Raw genomic sequence first — 21,784 nt, forward strand, 5'->3', positions numbered from 1 at the left:
TTAGTCAAAGTGCTAAGCAACGACAAAAGTATCAGCAATCAAGTCATTTACCTGAACCGCATTCAAAATTGCCAGTGTCTCATCACTGAAGTTAATCAAGGCGTTGCTACCATCTTGAGTAAAAGACAACTCCTCGAAAGTGAGACCATCTGCTAAACCAAGGAAGTCTTCGCCAATCTCAAAGTCAACAATTGTGTCAGTGCCTTCACCTATGGCAAGAACAAAGGTATCGCTACCACTGCCACCAGAGAAGTCATCACCAGTCAGAGTGTCGTTACCAAGACCACCCCGCAGCAAATCGTCGCCGTCGTCGCCCCAAATTTGGTCGTCGCCGTCCTCACCAAAGAGGAAATCATTGCCGCCTTTACCACCAATTTGATCGTTGCCAGCGCCACCGTAAATCTCGTCGTTTCCTCCGGTACTGCCACCAGATGAGCGACGATTACGATCTCCGCGCAGTACATCGTCGCCATCGCCACCGACGATCAAATCACCGCCTTCATCACCAGCAACTGTATCGTTACCAGCACTAGCTTCGAGGATCTCGCCGCTCTCGCCACCAACAAGCACACCACTGCCAGACACAGTTGCTGCGGGTTTAGCTAAAAGCAACTGACCGCCTTGCTCGTATTGACCCTCGTAGACTCCTGAATCATTCCTAATGCCATGAGCCTGAACGTCAAACAGATAAGAGCTTTGACCAGGTAGAGCATTAGGATCGACTTCAATGATGCCAGAGGTTTCCCAGCCACCAGTACCATTATCAAACTCCGCTCCTTCTATGGTTTGGTCAATCTCGAAGAGGAAAGTTACCTGATCATCACCAACAACGCCTTCATTCTCAGCAATGTTATAAGACAGAACACTACCATCCCGTCCCTCTGCGTCCATGACATCGCCGCCGAAAGCCGTTTCGTCTTCCTGAATCAGAACATTGCCATTACTATCGACAACCATGTTATCGAAACTGACGCCCTGATCGGGACCTCCCGACATTAAAAATTCAAACTTCATCTCCCCCGTGGGGTCATCTGGGTTGAGAGTAAAGCGATGCAGCTTTCCGTAAGGGTTGTCGGCTTCTTCTGGAGTTTCGGCGTCCTCAGTTAAAGAACCGTTTTTCTCAGTACGTCCTGTTGTAACTAGATAGAAAGTGCCGGGATTATTAGGATCTTCATGCATATCCTCCAGACGACGGAAGTTGGTGGAGCGAACTGCGCTTTCGTACTCTGCGACGACTTGGTCGCGCACTGCGTTCCCAGTTCCAGGATAGTCCGTAAAGAAACCATCAACACCTAGTTCAATTAACTGTTTGAACTCTTCTTCTGGTGTTTGTGGGGTGCCATCAATATTCAGAGTCAGGAAGTTTTCCTCATTCCGTAGGGTATAAGGATGAACCTGCATTCCAGCATCATGAGCCCAGTCAATCAGTGGTAGGATTTCTCCTGTGAGCTGAGTTCTAATTTCAGCGACACCGTCACTGTTACCATCCACGGGTGTTTCCAAGGAATCCCGAAGCAAGAAGCTGTTTTTCCAGGGGCCTAAACCGGAGGCGTAGGTGCCAATGTAGTTAATTACCTCAGGATTAGCGAGGTTACCGTAGTAAGTGTTGGCGTCAAACTCGATGGGGAAGCCGTCGTATACGCTGGGATTAGCGTCGGAGTTGTCAGAGGTGAAGTTGTAAACAACGTCGTAGGGAACGGAGAAGCCACCTCCACCCTCATTGACAGAGGCATCAGTGAAGTCGCCGAGAAGCTGTACCAGGGGAATCTCTAACCCCGCAGCAGGCATGATGGTCTCATGCAACTCGATCAGGTTTTCAATTTCAAAAGACTGGATGAAAATGCGATCGGGGTCAGTGAAGTTATTTTCCACCAATACGTCGATCAGCTTTTGCCCCAGAGACATGTTGATCGGCGTACCATCCAGCAGTGTCCCCTCTTTGGCAAAGTAAGTGGGGTGCTTAGTTTCAGGATAAATGCCAATCTTGCGACCAGTTTCTGTTTCGACCTCTTTTACTAGGTTAATTACATCCTCTAAGGTCGGGATCTTGAACTGATCATTGAACTCGGCGTTATCAGGACGAGTACCCGGAATCCGTTCTCTTGCCAGAACAAACTCGTCAATTTCTTGATAGGTAAAGTCTTCAGAAAACCAGCCGGCAATTTTCTTGCCATCAATCTCTTTGATCGTCAAGCGGTCTGCAAACTGCTCTAAATCAGCAACATTGGTGGTTTCTGAGGTAACGATTGGTTTGCCGTTCTCGTCAAAAACGATTTCGCCGTTCTCATCGAGTTGGACAACTGCTAGCTCGCTCTCGTGACGAGTAATTAATACTCCATCTTTAGTAGCAACCAAGTCAGGCTCAATAAAGTCTGCCCCTTGCTCAATTGCTAGCTTGTAGGATTCTAGAGTATGCTCTGGACGCGAGCCACTAGCTCCTCTGTGAGCAATTACCAGAGGAGGCTGACCGTTGAGGGTATTGAATTCGCCGTTGACCCAGTCTGAGAGTACTTCACCCTCTGGGCTGAGAGTTACATGATCGGGTACTGAAATCCATTTACCTACTACCTCCACGTTCTCAGGCATGTCTTCATAGCTGTAGACATTGCCCTCTTTGTCTTCAACGCGCAGCACATAAAGGCTGTTAGTAGTGTCTGAAAAACCATTAGGATCTTCTGCGGTTTGTTCTCCTACATACATGTAGACTTCACCGTCGCCGTTGTCTTCCATACTTAGTAAGACGGTTTTCCCAGAAGGGCTATCGGCTCGATATTGGGAAGCAGCAAAAACTTGCTCCTTAGCATAGCGACCTAAACCTTCAATAGCAGTCGCTGTACCATCTGGAGTAATAGCCCAACCGCGAGCAGCAGCGCCATCTTCTTCGGGAGCAAAATAGACAGGAATTTCGTTGCCCTGTTCATCGACAAAGCCTTTGGCTGCTAAGTAGCCAGAGCAAAAGCGGCTGAAATTGCCGATATCTTCGCCATATACACCTTCGTTGAGCAGGTTGCCATCAACATCTAGGTAGTTACCTGACTCCAGATCCAAGGTATAGACTGTGCCGTCAGCTTCTACCGTCTCAATCAGGTTTTTGCCACCGATGGCATTCCAGTTCTCATCAAAAATGAACAGAGAGACCCGTGCCCCGTTAATTTGTCCCTCAACTGTAGAGGACACATCAGTGGTTACAGAAGCACCGAGCTCTTGGTTTACCCAGACGTAGTAAAGATCATCAATTTGAGTAACTCCTAAGCCATCAGGAATCCCTGCCATGGCAAAGGTTTGGGTTTCGCTAGGAGTATAACTGCCGAATTCTCCTTCTAAAAGAGGGACTTCATCACCAACTGTCAGTAGCGGAGTGAGGTCATAATGAGGCGCATTAGAACCATCCGGAACGTTAAAAACGTACGGCTTGGCAGTAGTTCTGCCATCAATAACAGTCATGTTTTTCCCTATTTAAACTTTGGAAAACTGAAGATTTGACTATAGCTGCATCAGAAAAATACCAATCAAATTTTTGACATTTCTGAGAGCAGATTATCAGCACGTGATTATTATGAAAAATCTAGATTAAAATGAACTTTTTTTTACATTAAAAAACATTTAACTCTGACCACAAAAAAATAAATTTGTACTCATCAAAAAAATATGACTAACAACAATAACTCGGCACTTATAACCGTTAATTAGTCAACTATTTTGCATTAAAGTTTGATAAAGTTACGATAAATATCTAGTGAAGTTTAAATGAAGTTTTTGGGAAATAAATATAGTTAATTAAAAATATATTTGGTATTAATTACCAAAATATGAATTCATGAGTTCAACAGATAAGTACAGTTATTTACAGTAAGCTACACGAATAATTTATCTTTATTTATTCCGGGTACTTTTGTAGTGTTCTTTGACACTAAATTGACCTTTACAATTCGTCTAGTTGACAAACATTAAGGACTTTGATCTTTAAGATAGATTCTAGAAACTGTGAGCATCCCATTTTTGTAAATTTTTAGCGCAGGCATTTTGCCTGCTTCCCTTAATTTCAGGGAGCTAGCAATGTTTTGGCAAATTTGGGATGCTCCTCTAGAAACTGCTGATTTGCCCTCCCTGAACCGAGAGAATTTGAGAAGATTTGAGCCACTGGGAATCGAAGGCTCCCAAATGGGTTGTTGTAATCAGAGTCTGAAATCGGTCTTGAATTGCTTCTAGTAGCTGATTTTGACGATTCAGGTCAAGTTCTGCCAGTACATCATCCAGCAACAGCAAGGGCGGTTCCCCAACTACTTCCTCAATCAGCTTCAGTTCTGCCAATTTTAGTGCCAGCACTAATGTCCGTTGCTGCCCCTGAGATCCATAGGATTTTGCTGGCGTCTGATTAATAGTGAACTCAACTTCATCCCGATGAGGGCCGACAAGGGTTCTACCTTGATACTGTTCAGGGATGCGGCGCTGTTGGATTTTTTCTAAAAATGCCTTTTGTACGGCTTCTGGTTTATCTTGCTCTATGCTGACGTTGGGAGCATAGGTGACATGCAGTACTTCTGTTGCCGCGCTGATCTGAGAATGCCATGTTTGTGCCAAGGGTGCCAACCGCTTCAGCATTCTCGCTCGACGCCTTGTAACTCTAGAACCTACTGTTGCCAGTTGAGCATCCCACAATCCTAGTTCGTCAATCTGGCTTATTGATAATGATTGATTAGTTTTACCTTCTGCTTCCTGGCTGCGAATTTTTTTGAGGAGAGCATTCCGTTGTCGCAGCACCTGACCATATTGCTGCAAAATATATGCATAAATTGGTTCGAGCTGAATCAGGATAGAATCGAGCCAGCTACGACGCCGTTCAGGAGAGCCGCGCACTAGTTCCAAATCTAAACTGGAGAACTGTACGGCATTGAGTATACCCAAAAAGTCTAACTGGCGGCGTAGCGACTCTCGATTTAGGGCGACTGTGCGCCGTCCCTGAGTGCGTAGAGTTAAAGCTAGTTCTACTGAGCCATAGACACGTTCCAGGTTGGCACGAATTTGACCATAAGCAGCAGTCTCTAAAACAAGATCGCGATCGCGTCCTGAGCGATGGCTCTTGAGAGTAGAGAGCAACTCCACTGCTTCCAGTAGATTCGACTTTCCTTGAGCATTATTCCCTACCAAAATTGTTTTTGGAGCGCCAAAATCTACCAAGCATTCTCGGTAGTTACGAAATTGTCGGAGGTGTAAGGTTTTCAGATACATCCATGAAGGTAAAAAGGCACATCAAGCCTCTCTGAAGGCAATTTTACCCATAGTCACAGACACTGAGACCTAAACTCCGAGATGAGACTCAAGCAGCCAGAAAGCTTGAGCGCTTCCGAGGTAGGCGCGCTCCTCACAACCATAGCTTCATGGATGGAAAAAGGAGTAGTGTCAACCACATAAGTGTCCCAGCCTTATGAGGCGAGTAATTAAGCAAGGGTGAGGTAAACCACCAGTAAGTCGTTTCTCACCATTGTCGAAATCACAAGAGTGCATTGGTTTCATTGAGACGCTCTGGGAGCGCCCAGAGAAGTCTTAGACATAATTAGTCACTGGACGGTAAGAAGATTCAGAAGGCTGAACTTGGTACTTAACCAAATTTGCAAGATCTTGCAGTTGGTTAATCGCCTCAGCGCCTTCCAACTTCATCAGTTCTCGATCATCCCGCATTTCAGTCCAGGTGATGCCGTAATCAGACACCAAGAAGCGAATCAGATGATTATCTCCTAGACTAACCATAAAAGAGGCACTATTCATCTGGCTGCCGCAGGTATAGCAGGAAGCTAGATAGCCTTTGTTCTCTAGTACAGTTGCCAAGGCTTGGAGATTCATAACCAGATCCTGGACGAACTGACGGTGTTGTTCTGCAAGTCGTATGAACACGTTTGTCCTCCAAACACCACTCTAAGATATTAGAGCTTTATACTTTCTTAAGATTCTACCCCCTAGCTTTTCGGAAAACTCGATCCCAGAGCCCGAGACTTTTGAGAAAGATGTCCTTCTCAACTTGGCATTAACAAGACTAACTTGCTGAGTGCTGTCTCGAAAGTATCAACCACAACACTCAGCAATTCCCGTTTCCATACTAAGGCTAGCTATCTCTACTGAGGTTCTATCCCAAGATGGACTTGTCTAGTATAGACCCGTTAAGCTGCCATAACATTTTTTTAATCCAATCAATAATTATAACTAATAATTGTTATCAACTATCGATCAACCTAGCTCCCGGTCTAATCAGCCTTACCTTGGTAGCTAATTGACTTGCCACCAACCAAAGGCTGGTCCAATCAGCCTAACAGTCAACCAAAGGACAGCCATTAGACCAATACCAGCCCAGGCTCCCCTAGTAGTCCACTTAACAAATTGTTCCCCCTGACTTTTAGAAATCGGTAGCCAGGGGAAGATTTTTGATTCCTTGCCGTACTCTTCTCCGAGTGCGGCTTTACGGCGTTTAGCTTCACCCATGATCGCTTGCCTAGACTTAGTTAAGCTTAGATCATAGCTTTGTTGACGGCAGCTAATTCTAGATCATTTACGAAAAGATAAAGTGTGAGGCACAACTGTTGAGCGAGAAATGCCGATTTTTTTGGGAGATCGCTTGATTAATTGGCTGGGGATCAAGAAATAAAATGCGTAAACAGACTTTCATCTAGATAGTTAATCCGGGCAAAGGGACTGAGAGCCAAGAGAACTTGACGCCCGTAGCTACGATGGTTCACACGGTTATCGAGAATAGCAACAACGCCTTGAGCTTCTCGCACTGAGGCAACTGCTCTTTGTAATTCTCTTAAGCCAGCAGGCAAGAGATATAAGCGAAACCAATCCAAGCGACGCTGCTTATAGTAAGCCACTTGACCGGCAACCAGAGGATTCTCCAGTGAAGGGATTGGTAATGTGGTAACAATCAGCAGTTGGGGCCCAAGGAGTTCCCATTGATGGCGTCGCCAGAATTCCCAGCCAGCGATCAGAATGCCTCTTTCATCTCGGCTTGTCTTTTCTACCCGTACCCGCGAGCCAAATTCGGCAGCCATTACTGCACCTAACTGTGCTTTGAGGGGTACATCTCCGACAAGGATGGCGACGGATCCTTTGGCCTGGCTACTAAGGTTCAGCAGTGTACGAACTTGTTGAATCAGGGCACTTTGAAAGGGCGGCGTATTCGGCATGGGTAACCTATCGGGCAGATAGAGTTGAATCAATTCATTTTGCCGATCTGGCGAGAACTTTAAGCAAGTCAAATCTCCTAAGCCTAGTTGTTGACGGTAAACGGGTGCTGATCTTTCTAGATCCAGCGAACCACCAATCAATACTACTGGCTGCTCAGACCATACCGAGCTTAATGCTGTTGTTACTTCTACTGGAGAACAGTACAAAGAAAATTGACCTGGAGAGCGAGCAATTTCTGCCCACATTAGCTGACCCGAGCGTTGCCAGCACTGCCAAAAATTTTTCCAAGACTTTGGTAGAGAGAAGGTACTCTCAAGACTTGCTGCTAGCTCTAATTTTTCAAACATTTGCCGTAAGAGAGCTTGTTCAGGTGCCTCAATCAAGCAACACTCATAAGGATTAGGAGGGTGTTCAAATACAGCTTTTGTTAGTTGTACGCGAATTTCCCGGATCCAGTCAGCCTCGTTGGGCAACTCCCCCATCAGCTCATTCCAATCCCAGGGTTGAATACAGGCTTGAAGCTGCTTTCTTGCCCATTCTTCGAGTTCATCGGCACCATCGATAATAGTAGGAATGTTTCTGGGAAACCACCCCTTACCGGACAATCGGTCTGTCAGCCAAGATGCTGGTGAGGTAATCAGCAATCCATCGAAATTGTCATCGGGAAAATTGTCACCTGCGTACACTCTCTTATTGGAACCAATCCACTCTTGCAATCGAGGGATTTCTACTCGCAACAACCGCTGCTGCACTGAGCCAGGTGCTACCAAGATCACTGGTCTTTCCCAGATTAATGCTGGTGTCAAGTAACTCAAGCGGTACGAAGCATTGGCAGATGTGGCATGCAAGGTTTCCAAACCTGTCTGAATTAAGGCAGAACGCCCCAGTCGCAAGGCTCTTGCCACCAGCCTCGCCATAGTTAAGCTGTGGGGCCAACCGGGTTGACCCTGCTCTTGCAGAAATGTGTGTAGAGAGGAATGGACTTGTGCCTCAATCACTCTGAACTGTTCGCTTTTGGCTCTAAACATTATATTGACATCAGGACACTAGCAAACCATGCCCTTTGCTGTTGGTCTAGTAAGAGCGGTAGCTGTGACTCTATTTCAATTATGCCAAAGGTGAATTTAAGGGCTTTAAGGTTTAAAAATTACTATTTAAATTCTCTATTTTTGAGTTAATTTATTTTCAAGCATTTTGGACAATCCAGCTTTTATTTTTGACTGGACTGTAGCAATCATTTACTTGCTATTTGAATTTTGACGTTTTTATGGTAAAGACGCACCCAGATTTCTTCGAGGTGAGTTAATTAACGTGAACACCTTAGAAGTTGAGCTAGTTTTTTTTAATTGGTCAAGCTGATCAAGAATTACACGCTGGATACTCAAAGGTTTTGATAAATTCAACTACTGTAGCCACTGGCGGCAGCGTCGGTTTTGCTGTTGCTGTTAAAGCGCTTTTGCCAGAGTCGAACAGGCTACTGTGATCAAGCAAATGTTTTCCAAAAGCAGGGTGTTCATAAACATTCAAAGCTTGATCGCTGGAATTAGTAACCACCGTATGGCTGGGAGCCTCAAAAAAGTTACTTGCTGAACTTGGTTCTGGTGTAATCTGCGATAACTTAAGACTGTCAATCTGAGCAAAACTTTGACTTAGAGTGGCAATTAATTGACCGATTCGTTCTTGCTCTTTGCTACCCAAAATCTCTAGATTTTGTGAGCGGAGTGTGCTTAATAGGTTAACAATATTATGGTGCGTGACAGCAGCATCTTTGAAAGGCAGAATTGCCAAGTAAGCAATGATGAATAACTCGGCATTACTAGCCGTGAAGGTAAGAGTAGTTCTGCGAACACCGACTTGGACGCTGGGAGCTTTAATCAATGCTGGGTAGATACGAGCAATTTGATGATAATTCGATACTAAAGCTAAATTAGCATTGAGATCCAAAGGAGCGTCTACAACAATTTGCACTGTCGGTAGGGTTTCATTGAAAAACTTTTTTGAGTCATCGATAGAGAGGCGAATAATTTCCCGGCGATCACCATCCGGACTCATATCAACCCAATCACAGATGATTCCTTCTGTTTTCAAACCAAACCGAGAAACAGCGTAGAGTTTAGCCCCAGTTACTGTTGCACTAGTCAAGTCAGCCCCAATCCAATTGGCTTTAATCAGCCGAGCATGGGTGAGATCCGCGTGAACTAAACTAGCATTGGGCAAATTGGCATTGCTCAAATTAGCTCCGATTAAGTTGGCTCCAGTCAATTTGGCATCGCTGAGATCTGCCCAAGACAAATTTGCCCCTGAAAGATCTGCCCAGCGCAAATTTGCGCCACTCAGATTTGCCCCACTGAGATTAGCGCGACTCAGATTCGCTTTCTTTAGTTCACTTTTTCTGAGATCGCTGCCTCTAAGATCGGCTCGGCTCAAGTCGGCTCCGTTTAAAGAAGCCTCTTCTAAGACGGCTGCAACTAGTAAAGCACCTCGAAGTCGAGCTTGGTTTAAGCTAGCGTTACTGAGTTTTGCCTGTCTGAGATCAGCTTCCTGCAAATCAGCACCACTAAGGTTGGCTTTTTCAAAATTTGCCCCAGTTAGATCGGCACGTCTCAGCTCAGCACGAATCAATAAGCTCTGAGTCAATTGAGCTTCCTTTAGGTCAACCCTAGCCAAATTAGCGGCATTGAGGTTAGTCTGGGTTAAGGTTGCTTGAGATAAATTAGCGCCGCTAAGATTGGTCATGCCTAGATAAGCGCGACTTAGGTCGGTGCAGCTCAAATTAGCACCGCTCAGGTTAGCCACACTCAAGTCAGCATCACTTAAATTAACGCCACTCAAAAAAGCGTCACTTAGGTTAATTCCTGTAAGTTTAACAGCAGAAAAATCTCTGACTCCCGCTGCATATTGTCTAAGGATTTCCGTGACCTTCATTACTGATGCTACCATGAACAAGCCCTAAGAGAATGTAGTTGGAAAGCGAGGACTATCCGCCGGCATCGCCTTTGTTTTGCATAGTCTGCGGGATCACTCGCTTTTTATGTTTCTGTTGGGAATAGACTGAGCTACCGTCCGAAACTGCAAAATTCCCGATTTTTAGTCAGATTTGTGAGTTTAGAGATTTGTTAACCCAGTAAACTGAATAACCAATTTTAGCGAACCAGAAAGGACTCTAATGCTCAGTGCGAGCGATCACCGTACTGTTTCGGCATGAGGCAATAATGAATTTTATGCTGGAATATATTCAATTTTGACAACACGGGAACATGAACATTGGGATTGTCGGGCTTGGTTTGATTGGTGGATCGCTGGGTTTAGACTTGCGAAGATTAGGTCACCAAGTTTTAGGCGTTTCTCGGCAAGAACAAACTTGTCACCAGGCAATTGATCTGGGTATTGCTGATCACACTAGTACTAATTTATCTCTTTTAGCAGAAGCACAAGTAGTATTTATTTGTACGCCAATTGCAGTGATCGCACCCACTGTAGAAAAATTAATTCCTGATCTCTCAGCAGAGGTGGTGCTCACGGATGTTGGCTCAGTCAAGCAGGCAGTAGTTGAGCAAGTTGCTCCTCTGTGGCCCAACTTTATCGGTGGACATCCTATGGCAGGAACAGCCGAAAGTGGCATTGAAGCAGCTCAGCCGAACCTCTTTGCTGGCAACTCTTATGTTTTGACGCCAGTTGAGACAACACCAGCAAGTGCACTGCAAATTGTCGAAGAAATTGTGCGATCGCTCACCACAAAAGTCTATATTTGCACACCAGAAGATCATGACCAAGCAGTAGCCTGGATTTCTCACCTGCCAGTAATGGTCAGTAACAGCTTAATTGATGCCTGTTTAAGTGAGACTGAGCCAAGTATTTCCCTATTGAGCCAAAAATTAGCAAGTTCTGGTTTTCGAGACACCAGTCGTGTGGGAGGCGGTAACCCAGAACTAGGAGTGATGATGGCGCGTTATAATCAGAGGCAGTTACTGCGATCACTAGTGTCATATCGCCAGAGTCTAGAGCAACTAATTGAGACTCTTGAGAAAGAAGACTGGCAAACTCTAGAGAAAAGACTTCAGTTGGCTCAGTTGCGACGTCCGGAATTTTTTACTTAGCTAAGTATTAATTAGCTAGCTACTCAGGTAGTGCCTCATTTAGGGTGACACTAATAAAAAAAGTACTTTGAGCCTTAGAAATGCCAATTCCGTGAAATCTGCCTCTCTTTAGAAGGCAACGGATAATGTCTAAAGTGATAAATGTCAGCTGCAGGTAATCTTGATTTTTGTATTCTCCTAAAAAGATTCAGCTGACCAGACAAAAGGTCTTTGTGTGATGCCAAAGGCCACCAGAGCGATCATTTACTATATACCTTTTGCCTAGTGTCAGCCCCACTGCGTCATCCAGATTAACTGCAACAACAACTTAAATCTCATGGTACTAGATAGTCAAACACCCAAATCTCAAAGCACTTCCTCCTCTGGTCTCAAAAAGGTAGCAACCTATCTATCGCTATTTTTCCTAGGAGCTGGTGTTGCCTTTTCCGGCACTTATTTTGCCTCGCGTAACTTATTGCCAACGGCTAAGTCTCCAACTCAGGCAGCCTCTGATACTCTAACTGATGTTCTGCCAACAGCTCAGCCTGTGTCAGCTTTAGCTCAAGACGCTAATTTTGTCACAAGAGTAGTCCAAGAAGTTGGACCAGCAGTAGTAAGGATTAATGCCTCCCGGACTGTTAGCCGTCAACTTCCAGAAGCCTTTGAAAACCCTATGTTTCGCAGGTTCTTTGGGTTTCAAGCACCGGATCAACCAAGGGAACGAGTGGAAAGGGGAACTGGATCAGGTTTTATTATCAATGCTGATGGTCACATTTTAACTAATGCCCACGTCGTTGATGGAGCTGATACAGTTAGTGTGATTCTTAAGGATGGTCGTGCCTTTGAGGGCAAAGTTTTAGGAACCGACCCGTTGACAGATGTTGCCCTAATTAAAATTGAGGCTGACAATCTTCCTACGGTTGCCTTCGGCGATTCTGAACAACTGCGGCCTGGGGAATGGGCCATTGCCATCGGTAATCCCCTCGGTTTAGATAACACGGTGACTACTGGTATTGTTAGTGCCACTGGTCGTTCTAGCTCTCAGGTAGGTGTTCCTGATAAACGAGTCGAGTTTATTCAAACCGATGCTGCCATTAATCCGGGAAATTCCGGTGGCCCCTTACTAAATGCTAGGGGTGAAGTGATTGGCATGAACACGGCAATTATTCAAGGTGCTCAAGGTTTAGGTTTTGCAGTTCCGATTAACACCGTTCAACAAGTTGCAGAGCAGTTAGTAACGCGGGGTAAGGTAGAGCACCCTTACCTAGGTATTGAAATGGTGACCTTGACAGCAGATTTGAAAAAAAATATTAACGGCGACCCTGATGCTGGTTTTAAAGTAGTTGCAGAAGAGGGAGTATTAATTACTGGTGTGGTGAGAAGTTCACCTGCTGCTCAAGCCGGACTACGTCCTGGTGATCTGATTCTCAGCATCGACAATCAGTTCGTCAAAGATGCCAGTGATGTTCAGAAATACGTACAAAAAACCAAGGTGGGCGACACCTTAAGCTTAGAGTTGCAGCGTCAGCAACAGAATATTAATTTGACTGTGCAGCCCGGAGCCTTCCCGGCACCAAGACAGTAGTCTGATGACATTTCTCCAGTTAAAAGTGGGGAGATTTTGGCACTTTTAGTAGCTTTAGTAGCTAGCGCTTGTTTGTTGTGGGCGCTAGCTTTTTAGCAGCATTTTTTACTCATCCCTGACCAAAGTAGTATTCCAGACGAAGCTGTTTAATAGTGTCGTTATTAGACTCGCAGAAAGTATCGCGGCGGATTTCCTGCAATCCCAACTCCTGAAACAAGGCAAGTTCTTGATCTGATAAAGGCCAGGGCGGTCCATCAGGTTCTGCGTCTGTATCGCGAAAACGAGTAATTATTAACAGAGTTCCCCCTGGGGCAACTAAAGGGGCTATTGATTTAATTACCTGGGAGCGCACACTCAAAGGCAAAGCTTGAATATTGCGTGATTCAAAAACTAAGTCAAAGGCATGGCACCAGGAAGGATCCAGTGCCAATAAATCGGCGACGAGGTAGTTTACCGATGAATTAGGAAATCTTTGGTGACACCAAGCGACCGCTGTAGGTGAAATATCAAAAGCTGTTACCTGAAAACCTAATTTGGCTAAAGCTTCGGCATCGTCCCCTAGTCCACACCCAATGACTAGCGCACAGCGATTATTGCCTGGCGTGTGATAAGTGTCGAGCCAATCTTGTAAATAAGGATGAGTTGTCAAACGCGCCCATGGTACTTGAGAAAAATTGCCGTTTGCCTCAGTGTATAAGACTTCAAACCATCCAGATGGATCTGATAGCTTTAGCGATCGCTGTGCCAATGACTTGACTTTCTGTTGCAGGGCTTGCGGTTGTTTCTCGAACATTAATCTTGCTTCCTTGTCGCCAGGTTGCAGGCAAAAAACCGGAGAATTTTATTTTACTGGTCTTTTTTTAGATCAGGCAAAGAGATTGCCTACCTGAATAATTGTCATGCCAAAGGTAGATAAAACCGAAATGTACTGCCCACGGCAACTTGACTTTCCACTTCAATTTCCCCCCCTTGCAATTCAATCAGCCGTTGGGAAATCGCCAGACCAATACCAGTTCCCCCGCTGTCACGGTTGCGAGACTTTTCTCCGCGCCAGAAACGCTCAAATACATGGGGTAAATCTTCTGGTGCAATTCCTACGCCTGTGTCAGTCACAGCAATCCACAATCGAGACACGGAAGATTTTACCCCCTCCAACTCTTTGCCAGCACTAACAGTAATTGAACCAGCTTTGGTGTAGGTTAAGGCATTGCCCAAAAGATTGACTAAAACTTGCTCTACCCGGTCAATGTCGGCGAGTACTTTCGGCAATTGATCAGGACATTCCAAGCGCAATATTGGGCCATCTTCGAGCAATTGGTCAGCAAATCTTTGCACTAAAGATACTAACAAAGGACGCAAATTGACCGATTCTAGCTTAATGGGCAAGTAACCAGCTTCTGCTTTGGAAAGTTCTTGTAAGTCATTGATTAAACGTTCTAAACGTCTGGTTTCTCTGGCTAATTGCCGATACACTTCTGGTGTTGCCTCGATACGCTCAGTCGCTAATTCTTCTAAATAACCCCGTAGTACTGTTAGAGGGGTACGTAATTCGTGGGTAAGGTCACTTACTAGTTCTCTTCTGCGGCGCTCTACATCTTCTAAACTAACTGCCATGCGGTTAAAACTGTTAGCTAGTCGGTTAATTTCAGGAATGCCACTAGCTGGTAGTCGTTCGCCCAATTCTCCAGAGGCAAACTTTTGAGTAACTTGCTCAATCTGAGTCAAAGGCTTGACAATGCGTTGCGAAATCCAGTAGCTAAGTCCACCAGCAGCAGTCGCACCAGCAATTACCGACCAAAAGGTGCTGCGATTCCAGGTAGTTTGAAACACATCTACCAAGTAGGTACGGGTATAGCGCAACAGAACGCCCCTACCTTCGAGTTGTTGTAGACGAGTAACAAAGAAGCGAGGAGAAGACAGCTTACCAATAATTACTAGAGTACCTACTCCCACAATCATTACTAGTAAATGAGAGAGTAAGAGGCGCGATGCCAAAGGCAAAGCCCTCATTTTACGCCAACCAGTCTTTCTCATTGAAGGATTCCGGATTTGAGTTTTGCAGATTAATCACCTGCGATTATTAAGCGATCGCTGAGTCTTCAAACTTGTAACCCACGCCGATTACAGTCTTTACAAATGTCGGTTTTGCTGGATCCGGCTCAATTTTTTTGCGTAACCTTGCCACATGAGTATCTACTACCCGTTCATCTCCAAAAAAGTCATCGCCCCACAGCTTGTCAATTAGCTGAGTGCGACTCCATACTCGACCGGGTTGACTTACAAATGTTGCTAAGAGATTAAACTCTAAGGTGGTTAAGTCCAGCGCTTCTGGCTGATCAGAGTTTAAGTTGCGTGTGGCAGTATGCTGATCCATATCAACCGTAAAATGTTCGGTGCGATGGCTCAAACTTTGTCCACTGTGACGGAGACTGCGCCGTAATAAAGCCCTCACTCTAGCAACTAGTTCCGCAGGACTAAAAGGTTTAACTAGGTAATCATCAGCACCTGTCGATAGACCAATAACGCGGTCAATTTCCTCACCCCTAGCTGTCAACATCATAATATAAGGGTCTTTGGCACCTGGCTTTTGGCGGATTCTGGCGCATACTTCCAGCCCGTCTAAACCCGGTAGCATTAAATCTAAAAGGATGATATCGGGCTGTTGCTGTCTAAACTCTTGCAATGCTGTCAGTCCATCACGGCACCACTGGCAGGCAAACCCTTCTCTTTCTAACGTCAACTGGATGAGTTTGGCGATTTCCGGCTCATCTTCAACAATTAAAATATCCATAAAGTGTTGAGTGTCTAAGGATTAACCAGCTCATCTGAACACTTTGAGTAATAACATATTTTGATTGACAGGCGATTCTTACCTATTTTAATATTCGCGGGTTATCCTAACAAAAAAAATTAATAATAATAATTTATGTGGAATTTATTTCTCATCACAGCCCATACTGGAGAATCAATAAAATGTAGCTAATTCTTAAATAAGGTGATACTTGTGGGGCGTAAAATTAGACAGTTTTCCTCAAGGCTGTTGTTGTTAGCAGTATTGCTTCTGACAACTCTAGTATTTTTAGGAAACTTCACAAACCAATTAGCTGTAGCTGCAATGCGCCAGCAGGAAGAAGCACCAGGACAAATACTTTACCAATCTAGACACACCCTGCAAGATAAAACAGGTAATACCTGGCAGGTAGTGTTATTCAAACGGGCAAAATTAGATAATCCTGGCAAAGTTAGTCTCCGATTGGTGGGATTTCCTGGTGTTGTAGAGATTACTCATCCACAACCACTGCAAATTATCACCAATAGCGGAGAAATTTTCCAGGCTGAGGATCTGTTTTCGCAAAATCCACCAGCTGTCAATGTTGGTCAGTATAATTTTCAAGACGTTTTGACCAGCTTACCAAAGGCGGTAGCGCTGAACCTTTGCCTGCAAATCAATGACAATCAATCTATTGAGTTGCGCGTTCCAAGAGTGGTTGTGCTGGAATGGCAAACAGTCGCAGCACAAGAAGACAACTTCGACTCCCCAGTATGATACAGTTACAATGCCTAGTTGGTTCTGATAGTAAACAGCTATTCAGAGGTAACGGGGAAAGTTCGGTGCAAATCCGGCGCTGTCCCGCAGCTGTGATGAGACTACTAGTTCGTCTCTGAGTCAGAATGCCCGCCCACTGGTAAGTAATGTTGTCCCACATCTGCGAGGTACGGATGATGGTTAATTTAGCTTTGCCAAAACTAAGGGGTTGGGAACAGTCGCCGTTAAGACTAGCGATGCCAACAGGAAAACCCAATCATCTGAGTAGGGGAACCATTGAGTTAGTAACTAACTTGTGAGTACACGAGAGGTTGTACAATCTAGAGCTGCATCAGTGGAAAATTGCCTATCAGGTGTTATCCAAGATTAAGGGAAAATTCAACTTTCTTTCTTAGTTGGGAATGGTGAGACTACAGTCACAGCTAAGAGGAAAAAGCTGCTAGTCCCGATTTCTCCATGAGGAATATCACTCTCACCCAAGCAATCGCTAATTGCTTCCTTACTGTGGTGAAGTTACATGTTGTATCTGCTGCCACGTTCCCATATATCGGTAAAATACCATCTCAAACCTGAGAGTTTGTTGTCTTAGTCAGAGTGATTGGAGTTTAGCAACGTATCTTAAACCATATTTTGCTGCTGCAATTGACCCTTAGCCCTATCAAAAACTGAAATATCGATTGTGTTAAGTATGAAAACTGCAAAAATCAGGATAAATACCCCAGAGTTCAACGTCAGAGTGCTCTCCTTTTTAGGGGGAATTAGTCTACTATTAATTGCTAACCCAGCGTCGGCACACCATGCCTTTGGTGGTAAAACGCCCTCTAACATCTTAGAAGGCTTCCTTGCTGGAATTGCTCACCCGGTAATCGGCCTTGACCATTTTGCCTTTGTGGTCGCCATTGGCTTGCTAGCAGCCCTCAAACAGAGAGGTATTTTTATTCCCGTGGCATTCATTTTAGCAGCCTTGGCAGGAACAGGTATTCACTTGATGGGCTTCAATTTGCCCACCCCTGAGTTGTTCATCTCCGCTTCGGTACTTGGCTGCGGAGTCATGCTGGCAAGGAAAGAATATCCCAACCTAGTCCGGCTAATTACTTTGGCTGCATTAGCCGGAATTTTCCACGGTTATGCTTACGGCGAGGCAATTGTCGGGGCGGAAATGACATCACTGACAGCTTATTTAGTCGGCTTTACTGTAATTCAGCTAGCAATTTCTTTCGTGGCATTCTGGGTTAGCAAGTCTGTAATCAAGCAATTTGGCGAGGAACCTAAATTGCCACTGCGGTTTGCCGGCTTCGCCATTGGTGGTGCTGGTGCAGTGTTCCTCTCCTCTGCCATCCTCGGTTAATTGCTTCTTGATATCCTTTACAGAGTTCTGCAATGCATAAAATACCTGTTACCGTCGTTACCGGTTTTCTCGGTGCTGGCAAAACTACCCTGGTTCGTCACCTATTACAAAATAACCAGGGACGCCGCATTGCTGTTCTCGTCAACGAGTTTGGTGAAGTAGGAATAGATGGCGATTTACTACGTTCTTGCCAAGTGTGCGACGAAGCAGGCAACCCGGCAGATAACATTATTGAATTGACTAACGGTTGTCTGTGCTGCACTGTCCAAGAGGAATTTTTTCCCACTATGCAACAACTGCTCAAGCGCCGGGAGCAAATTGATTGTATGCTGATCGAAACTTCGGGATTAGCTTTGCCTAAACCGCTAGTGCAAGCCTTCCGTTGGCCGGAAATTCGCAATAGTGCCACAGTCGATGGCGTAATCACTGTAGTAGATTGCCAAGCCCTCGCCGCTGGCAACCTTGTTGGTGACCTTGATGCCCTAGAAGCCCAACGCCAAGCAGACTCCAGCTTAGAACACGAGACGCCAATTGAGGAACTGTTTGAAGACCAACTGGCTTGTGCAGATTTGGTATTACTGACCAAAGTAGATTTAGTTGACCAAGCAACTCACGCCAAAATCCAAGACTGGCTAGAAAAACAGTTGCCTTCAGGAGTCAAGATTATTCCCTGCCGAGATGGGCAGATTGCTCCTGAAATCTTACTGGGTTTTAATGCAGCAGTTGAAGATAACTTAGATAGTCGTCCTAGTCATCATGACCATGAAGCAGAACACGAACATGATGAAGAGATTAACTCTCTTGCCTTAATCTGTGACCAAGCGTTTGAACCGAAAGCACTAATCGATAAACTACAGAAGTTAGTGCAACAGCAGGAAATTTACCGCATTAAAGGCTTTGTCGATGTGCCACAAAAATCGATGCGTCTAGTGTTGCAAGGAGTAGGCAAACGTTTTGAGTCTTTTTACGACCGACCCTGGAACAGTGGTGAATTACGGCAGACGCGCCTTGTGGTGATTGGTCGCGACCTAGACCAGACTCAAATTGAGGCAGCAATTCGCAATTAGCTCTTTGTGTCAGTCCACTCTCGGCCAATTTCCTACAAAAATTTGAGGCTAACTGATTCGTTTCCGTACGCATTGATGCCATACTCGGAAAATGTGTGAATGCTCCACGCTTCATTCTTACGAATAGAAGCGTGGCGTCTAGCTCCATAAATGACAGAGTAGGCGGCATTCTCGGTTCCGTTCGGGAACTTTTGCCCGAAACAGACCCACTGCGATTTCTCCGAGTGGGTTTAATGTTTTTCAGCCAATATCTAGCCGCTATGTTGTAACTCGCACTAAGGTCAGCATTGTACCGCTTCCCAGTCTGGAATGTAGCCAGAGAATAGTTGGATTTGGAACGTTTTACAGTCCCAGAACCATCAAAAGCATTACTAGATGTACCACGGGCAAAAACAAACTCGACCTTGCCTCCCAGTTCTTCAAATTTTTCGGTAATGAGTTGAGCCAATCGACTCTTCATCCAACCATGGAACCGCTGACGCAAGGTAGAGCCTTTCTTGCCACCCTTGGGTCGCCAACCCTTAAGGTTTTCCAGGACGATAACCTCAGCCCCTTGCTGTACTGTCCAATCTACCAGTTGCCTAGAAACTAACTGACAGATTTGACGGTTGATATTGTGAGCCTTCCGGTAAATCGATTGACAAAAACCCTTGTACAGCTTGCCCGTTTTTCTCATCGTTAAACGGGCTTTGTGGCGAATAGCCTGCAATCGCTTATCCCTTCGGTCTATGTCGGCTGCACAATTATTGAAGAATCAGTATACGCAGTCACAGTGCCGTCAGAACTCACGATTGAGGCTACCGCAATTGTATTCAATCCGAGGTCAACACCACAAACTTTTTTGGGTTTTCCCATCTTAGGAGGTGTGATCTGGAAGGGAACTGCCAAGAACACTCCTTTGTGATTCATTACTAGTGATGGTGACAAACTCTTAGAGTTTGGGAGCTTGTGACGTTCTCGGCGTCCAACTACCCCTATTTTTCCCATGTCCACTCCCTACCGTTGTAGACCTTGATGTGGACGCAATCTTCTTCAAACAAAATGCACTGCCCTCTATACAAAACAACGTGCAAATTCGTCACGGCGTTGAGTATAGGAGGCAGTGCATTTCTTTTGGAGCGTCGTCCTTGCTGCCATCGGTAATAACGAGTCACGAAACTAGAGACTTGCCCGATAGCGGCTTGAATAATGGCTCGACGCAGGTAGGACGGAAACTTGTAAAAATTCCGTCCCAAGTATTGGTATCGAGGATTGGGATTATTTTTGGTGGCATGAATGAGTCGTTCAGTTGCCGCACAAGGAGAGTCAGCACTCACTATTTGGTCAAAGTGAGTGAAAACGACACCAATCAAAGCACGAGCGTAGGAGCGATACATCTTCTCTGTTCGCTCTAAATGCTTCACCTGCTCTGGTGTCGGTGCTAACTGCCACCGATCTGTGCGTACAATTGAATTGCCCATGCAATGATTGTAGCAGTGAATAAAGAGAAAAATTTAAAGCTAAAATCCAGAAATCACATGACTTTCAGGTTGTGCTACCACTTAATCCTCACATTGAAGTATCCCAAAGATATCTTGACCCAAGAGATGCAGGATAGGTTAAAGCAAATCCTCATTACATTGCTGGTGAAATGGGAGTGCGAACCTATTGAACTGGGTGGGGAAGGCGACCACATTCACATCTTGTTTGATGCTTATCCAGGATTAAACTTGGTTAATGGGACTTAGACAGATTTCAAGCCCAAACAAAGCCCAAAGCAGCTTTGTGAGCAAAGAATACGTCCCGATTGTGGTTCAACCACTCCATAAAACGGAAAGACATCGCTGTCCGAAACGCCTCTAATGCTTCAGTAAAGGTGTTTAAAGGTTTCGATGCCCAACGCCGTCTTAATCCTCCGGTTAAAGTGTGCCATAAAATAAATGTATAGGCACAAAACACAAGCATGAAATGTCTTATCAGGCTTCTATAATCTCTGACTTGATATTCAGATAAACCCAACCAGCCTTTGGCTTCCCGATAGAAAACTTCTACCCAATTTCTTTGAGAGTAGGTAGTTACTATCCAATCGGCTGTGGCTTTTGTTGATTCAACATTGGTAATAAAATAGTCAACATCACTAGCTTGGTCGAAGGTTGAGGCATTCATGACGATAGCAATTGTTCTCTTTCCTTCAAGCTGTGAGAGTTCAACTTCTACAGGAGCCACCCAAACGGTTTTCAGTTTATCTAGATTGATTTGAACAGGGGTAAAATCTTTTGGCGACAAGGATTTGGCTAACTTATCTAGGCGAATCTCTTCTCGTTGACTTATCCCTATTTCAATTATCACCTTACGGTTTTTGGCTAATCCTCCTATATACTTGAGTTTCCTTTTTTCCAGTTCCAGCAAAAACGTTGTGTTATTTCCATACCCAGCATCAATTAATACGATACCCGGTCGATATCCTCTGTTCATGCTGCGGTCAATTAATGCTAAGCCTAACTCCGGCTTTTTCTGGAATTCAATATCTTTTTTCCTTCAGCTAAAGAACTAGCGTGTTGAGATAACTCTATATCTAACGGTAGGCTTTTTTCCCATCATATAGATGAGTTGTTACCACTACTATTCCGTTGTCTGTCTTCCCGATTTCTCCAATGTACTGTCGTCCTACTCCCGCCGTGAAATTGCCACTTTTCCTATGTCCTGAGTCATCTACAATTAACGTGAATCCTCTACTTATTCGGGTTGGCTACACTGATTCATCACCAGTAGACGCCGCTCATTTACCTGTTGAGCATTCCAGGGGGCTTCCGTTAAAAAATGATGTAATCGGTGGTAAGTCACTCCCACCGCGTTATCCGCCATTTGAGACAGGTTTTTTCCTTCACTTTCCCCTAATAATCCCCCAATATAGTTCCTAAACTCCCTTTTTTGCGCTTGATGTCTCCAGACATCATCAAAGCGTTTGCACCATCTATCGAAGCAAGGAGGCATGGCGGCGGGGGT

The 21,784-nt window shown here is 45.0% G+C and carries 17 protein-coding genes, 2 pseudogenes and 1 riboswitch; of the genes and pseudogenes, 7 read left to right on the plus strand and 12 right to left on the minus strand.

The window, feature by feature from the left end; genetic code table 11:
* Nucleotides 1-12 precede the first annotated feature (12 nt).
* The 6 genes from ACT7WV_RS10205 to ACT7WV_RS10230 all read right to left on the minus strand — a co-directional run bounded on the left by ACT7WV_RS10205 (nucleotide 13) and on the right by ACT7WV_RS10230 (nucleotide 10,116).
* A complete protein-coding gene (locus tag ACT7WV_RS10205) occupies nucleotides 13-3,444 on the minus strand; it encodes a glycerophosphodiester phosphodiesterase family protein (RefSeq protein WP_445102801.1) in 3,432 nt (1,143 codons plus the stop codon).
* Between the two features lie 639 nt (nucleotides 3,445-4,083).
* Entirely contained in the window at nucleotides 4,084-5,229 is a 1,146-nt protein-coding gene (recF, locus tag ACT7WV_RS10210) for a DNA replication/repair protein RecF (protein WP_445102802.1), read from the minus strand.
* Nucleotides 5,230-5,544: 315 nt separating this feature from the next.
* Nucleotides 5,545-5,892, minus strand: a complete 348-nt coding sequence (locus tag ACT7WV_RS10215) for a DUF1815 family protein (protein ID WP_445102803.1) — start codon at nucleotides 5,890-5,892, stop codon at nucleotides 5,545-5,547.
* A gap of 369 nt (nucleotides 5,893-6,261) precedes the next feature.
* Nucleotides 6,262-6,474, minus strand: coding sequence for a DUF2839 domain-containing protein (locus ACT7WV_RS10220; protein ID WP_445102804.1), 213 nt, complete (start codon nucleotides 6,472-6,474; stop codon nucleotides 6,262-6,264).
* A gap of 152 nt (nucleotides 6,475-6,626) precedes the next feature.
* Nucleotides 6,627-8,204, minus strand: coding sequence for an ATP-dependent DNA helicase (locus ACT7WV_RS10225; RefSeq protein ID WP_445102805.1), 1,578 nt, complete (start codon nucleotides 8,202-8,204; stop codon nucleotides 6,627-6,629).
* A 331-nt stretch (nucleotides 8,205-8,535) separates the two neighbouring features.
* The gene (locus tag ACT7WV_RS10230) at nucleotides 8,536-10,116 is read right to left on the minus strand and encodes a pentapeptide repeat-containing protein (protein WP_445102806.1); all 1,581 of its coding nucleotides are present in this window, start codon (nucleotides 10,114-10,116) and stop codon (nucleotides 8,536-8,538) included.
* 317 nt (nucleotides 10,117-10,433) lie between these two features.
* Here ACT7WV_RS10230 and ACT7WV_RS10235 point away from each other — a divergent pair, with 317 nt between their 5' ends.
* Together ACT7WV_RS10235 and ACT7WV_RS10240 are read left to right on the plus strand one after the other, a co-directional pair.
* On the plus strand, nucleotides 10,434-11,273 hold the full coding sequence (locus ACT7WV_RS10235) for a prephenate/arogenate dehydrogenase (RefSeq protein ID WP_445102807.1): 840 nt from the start codon (nucleotides 10,434-10,436) through the stop codon (nucleotides 11,271-11,273).
* Nucleotides 11,274-11,589: 316 nt separating this feature from the next.
* Nucleotides 11,590-12,837 (plus strand): HhoA/HhoB/HtrA family serine endopeptidase, encoded by a 1,248-nt coding sequence (locus tag ACT7WV_RS10240; protein WP_445102808.1) that lies wholly within the window; start codon nucleotides 11,590-11,592, stop codon nucleotides 12,835-12,837.
* Nucleotides 12,838-12,946: 109 nt separating this feature from the next.
* On the opposite strand, the gene ACT7WV_RS10245 is transcribed toward ACT7WV_RS10240, so the two are convergent.
* The 3 genes from ACT7WV_RS10245 to ACT7WV_RS10255 form a co-directional block, all read right to left on the minus strand.
* A complete protein-coding gene (locus tag ACT7WV_RS10245; protein ID WP_445102809.1) occupies nucleotides 12,947-13,630 on the minus strand; it encodes a class I SAM-dependent methyltransferase in 684 nt (227 codons plus the stop codon).
* A gap of 104 nt (nucleotides 13,631-13,734) precedes the next feature.
* Nucleotides 13,735-14,871 carry a sensor histidine kinase gene (locus tag ACT7WV_RS10250; protein WP_463424162.1) on the minus strand — a complete coding sequence of 379 codons (1,137 nt, stop codon included), beginning with the start codon at nucleotides 14,869-14,871 and terminating at the stop codon, nucleotides 13,735-13,737.
* 46 nt (nucleotides 14,872-14,917) lie between these two features.
* A complete protein-coding gene (locus ACT7WV_RS10255; protein WP_445102810.1) occupies nucleotides 14,918-15,628 on the minus strand; it encodes a response regulator in 711 nt (236 codons plus the stop codon).
* A 213-nt stretch (nucleotides 15,629-15,841) separates the two neighbouring features.
* On the opposite strand from ACT7WV_RS10255, the gene ACT7WV_RS10260 reads away from it, so the two are divergent.
* The 3 genes from ACT7WV_RS10260 (at nucleotide 15,842) to cobW (ending at nucleotide 18,799) form a co-directional block, all read left to right on the plus strand.
* Nucleotides 15,842-16,384 (plus strand): DUF3122 domain-containing protein, encoded by a 543-nt coding sequence (locus tag ACT7WV_RS10260; protein ID WP_445102811.1) that lies wholly within the window; start codon nucleotides 15,842-15,844, stop codon nucleotides 16,382-16,384.
* Between the two features lie 2 nt (nucleotides 16,385-16,386).
* A riboswitch (cobalamin riboswitch) is annotated at nucleotides 16,387-16,535 on the plus strand.
* Nucleotides 16,536-17,072: 537 nt separating this feature from the next.
* A complete protein-coding gene (locus ACT7WV_RS10265; protein WP_445102812.1) occupies nucleotides 17,073-17,732 on the plus strand; it encodes a HupE/UreJ family protein in 660 nt (219 codons plus the stop codon).
* A gap of 32 nt (nucleotides 17,733-17,764) precedes the next feature.
* Nucleotides 17,765-18,799, plus strand: a complete 1,035-nt coding sequence (gene cobW, locus ACT7WV_RS10270; protein ID WP_445102813.1) for a cobalamin biosynthesis protein CobW — start codon at nucleotides 17,765-17,767, stop codon at nucleotides 18,797-18,799.
* Between the two features lie 433 nt (nucleotides 18,800-19,232).
* Here the strand turns inward: cobW and ACT7WV_RS10275 are convergent.
* Nucleotides 19,233-19,475: pseudogene (locus ACT7WV_RS10275) on the minus strand (IS200/IS605 family accessory protein TnpB-related protein); the annotation flags it as partial.
* A 15-nt stretch (nucleotides 19,476-19,490) separates the two neighbouring features.
* Between ACT7WV_RS10275 and ACT7WV_RS10280 the strand changes: the two are divergent.
* On the plus strand, nucleotides 19,491-19,703 hold the full coding sequence (locus ACT7WV_RS10280) for a hypothetical protein (protein WP_445102814.1): 213 nt from the start codon (nucleotides 19,491-19,493) through the stop codon (nucleotides 19,701-19,703).
* A 70-nt stretch (nucleotides 19,704-19,773) separates the two neighbouring features.
* Here ACT7WV_RS10280 and ACT7WV_RS10285 read toward each other — a convergent pair whose 3' ends face one another.
* Nucleotides 19,774-20,259: a hypothetical protein gene (locus tag ACT7WV_RS10285; RefSeq protein ID WP_445102815.1), complete on the minus strand. Its 486-nt coding sequence runs from the start codon at nucleotides 20,257-20,259 to the stop codon at nucleotides 19,774-19,776.
* A 57-nt stretch (nucleotides 20,260-20,316) separates the two neighbouring features.
* On the opposite strand from ACT7WV_RS10285, the gene ACT7WV_RS10290 reads away from it, so the two are divergent.
* Entirely contained in the window at nucleotides 20,317-20,526 is a 210-nt protein-coding gene (locus ACT7WV_RS10290) for a transposase (protein ID WP_445102816.1), read from the plus strand.
* A gap of 7 nt (nucleotides 20,527-20,533) precedes the next feature.
* Here the strand turns inward: ACT7WV_RS10290 and ACT7WV_RS10295 are convergent.
* Nucleotides 20,534-21,772, minus strand: a pseudogene (locus tag ACT7WV_RS10295) (IS701 family transposase).
* Nucleotides 21,773-21,784: the final 12 nt, after the last annotated feature.

This window comes from Symploca atlantica LB2515 (assembly GCF_052546295.1).

Coding starts and splice junctions, on each gene's coding strand:
- recF (WP_445102802.1), bottom strand. CDS start 5,229: ATGTATCTGAAAACCTTACACCTCCGACAATTTCGTAACTACCGAGAA.
- ACT7WV_RS10220 (WP_445102804.1), bottom strand. CDS start 6,474: ATGGGTGAAGCTAAACGCCGTAAAGCCGCACTCGGAGAAGAGTACGGC.
- ACT7WV_RS10205 (WP_445102801.1), bottom strand. CDS start 3,444: ATGACTGTTATTGATGGCAGAACTACTGCCAAGCCGTACGTTTTTAAC.
- ACT7WV_RS10230 (WP_445102806.1), bottom strand. CDS start 10,116: ATGGTAGCATCAGTAATGAAGGTCACGGAAATCCTTAGACAATATGCA.
- ACT7WV_RS10225 (WP_445102805.1), bottom strand. CDS start 8,204: ATGTTTAGAGCCAAAAGCGAACAGTTCAGAGTGATTGAGGCACAAGTC.
- ACT7WV_RS10290 (WP_445102816.1), top strand. CDS start 20,317: ATGACTTTCAGGTTGTGCTACCACTTAATCCTCACATTGAAGTATCCC.
- ACT7WV_RS10235 (WP_445102807.1), top strand. CDS start 10,434: ATGAACATTGGGATTGTCGGGCTTGGTTTGATTGGTGGATCGCTGGGT.
- ACT7WV_RS10265 (WP_445102812.1), top strand. CDS start 17,073: ATGAAAACTGCAAAAATCAGGATAAATACCCCAGAGTTCAACGTCAGA.
- ACT7WV_RS10240 (WP_445102808.1), top strand. CDS start 11,590: ATGGTACTAGATAGTCAAACACCCAAATCTCAAAGCACTTCCTCCTCT.
- ACT7WV_RS10245 (WP_445102809.1), bottom strand. CDS start 13,630: ATGTTCGAGAAACAACCGCAAGCCCTGCAACAGAAAGTCAAGTCATTG.
- ACT7WV_RS10255 (WP_445102810.1), bottom strand. CDS start 15,628: ATGGATATTTTAATTGTTGAAGATGAGCCGGAAATCGCCAAACTCATC.
- cobW (WP_445102813.1), top strand. CDS start 17,765: ATGCATAAAATACCTGTTACCGTCGTTACCGGTTTTCTCGGTGCTGGC.
- ACT7WV_RS10250 (WP_463424162.1), bottom strand. CDS start 14,871: ATGAGAAAGACTGGTTGGCGTAAAATGAGGGCTTTGCCTTTGGCATCG.
- ACT7WV_RS10285 (WP_445102815.1), bottom strand. CDS start 20,259: ATGGGCAATTCAATTGTACGCACAGATCGGTGGCAGTTAGCACCGACA.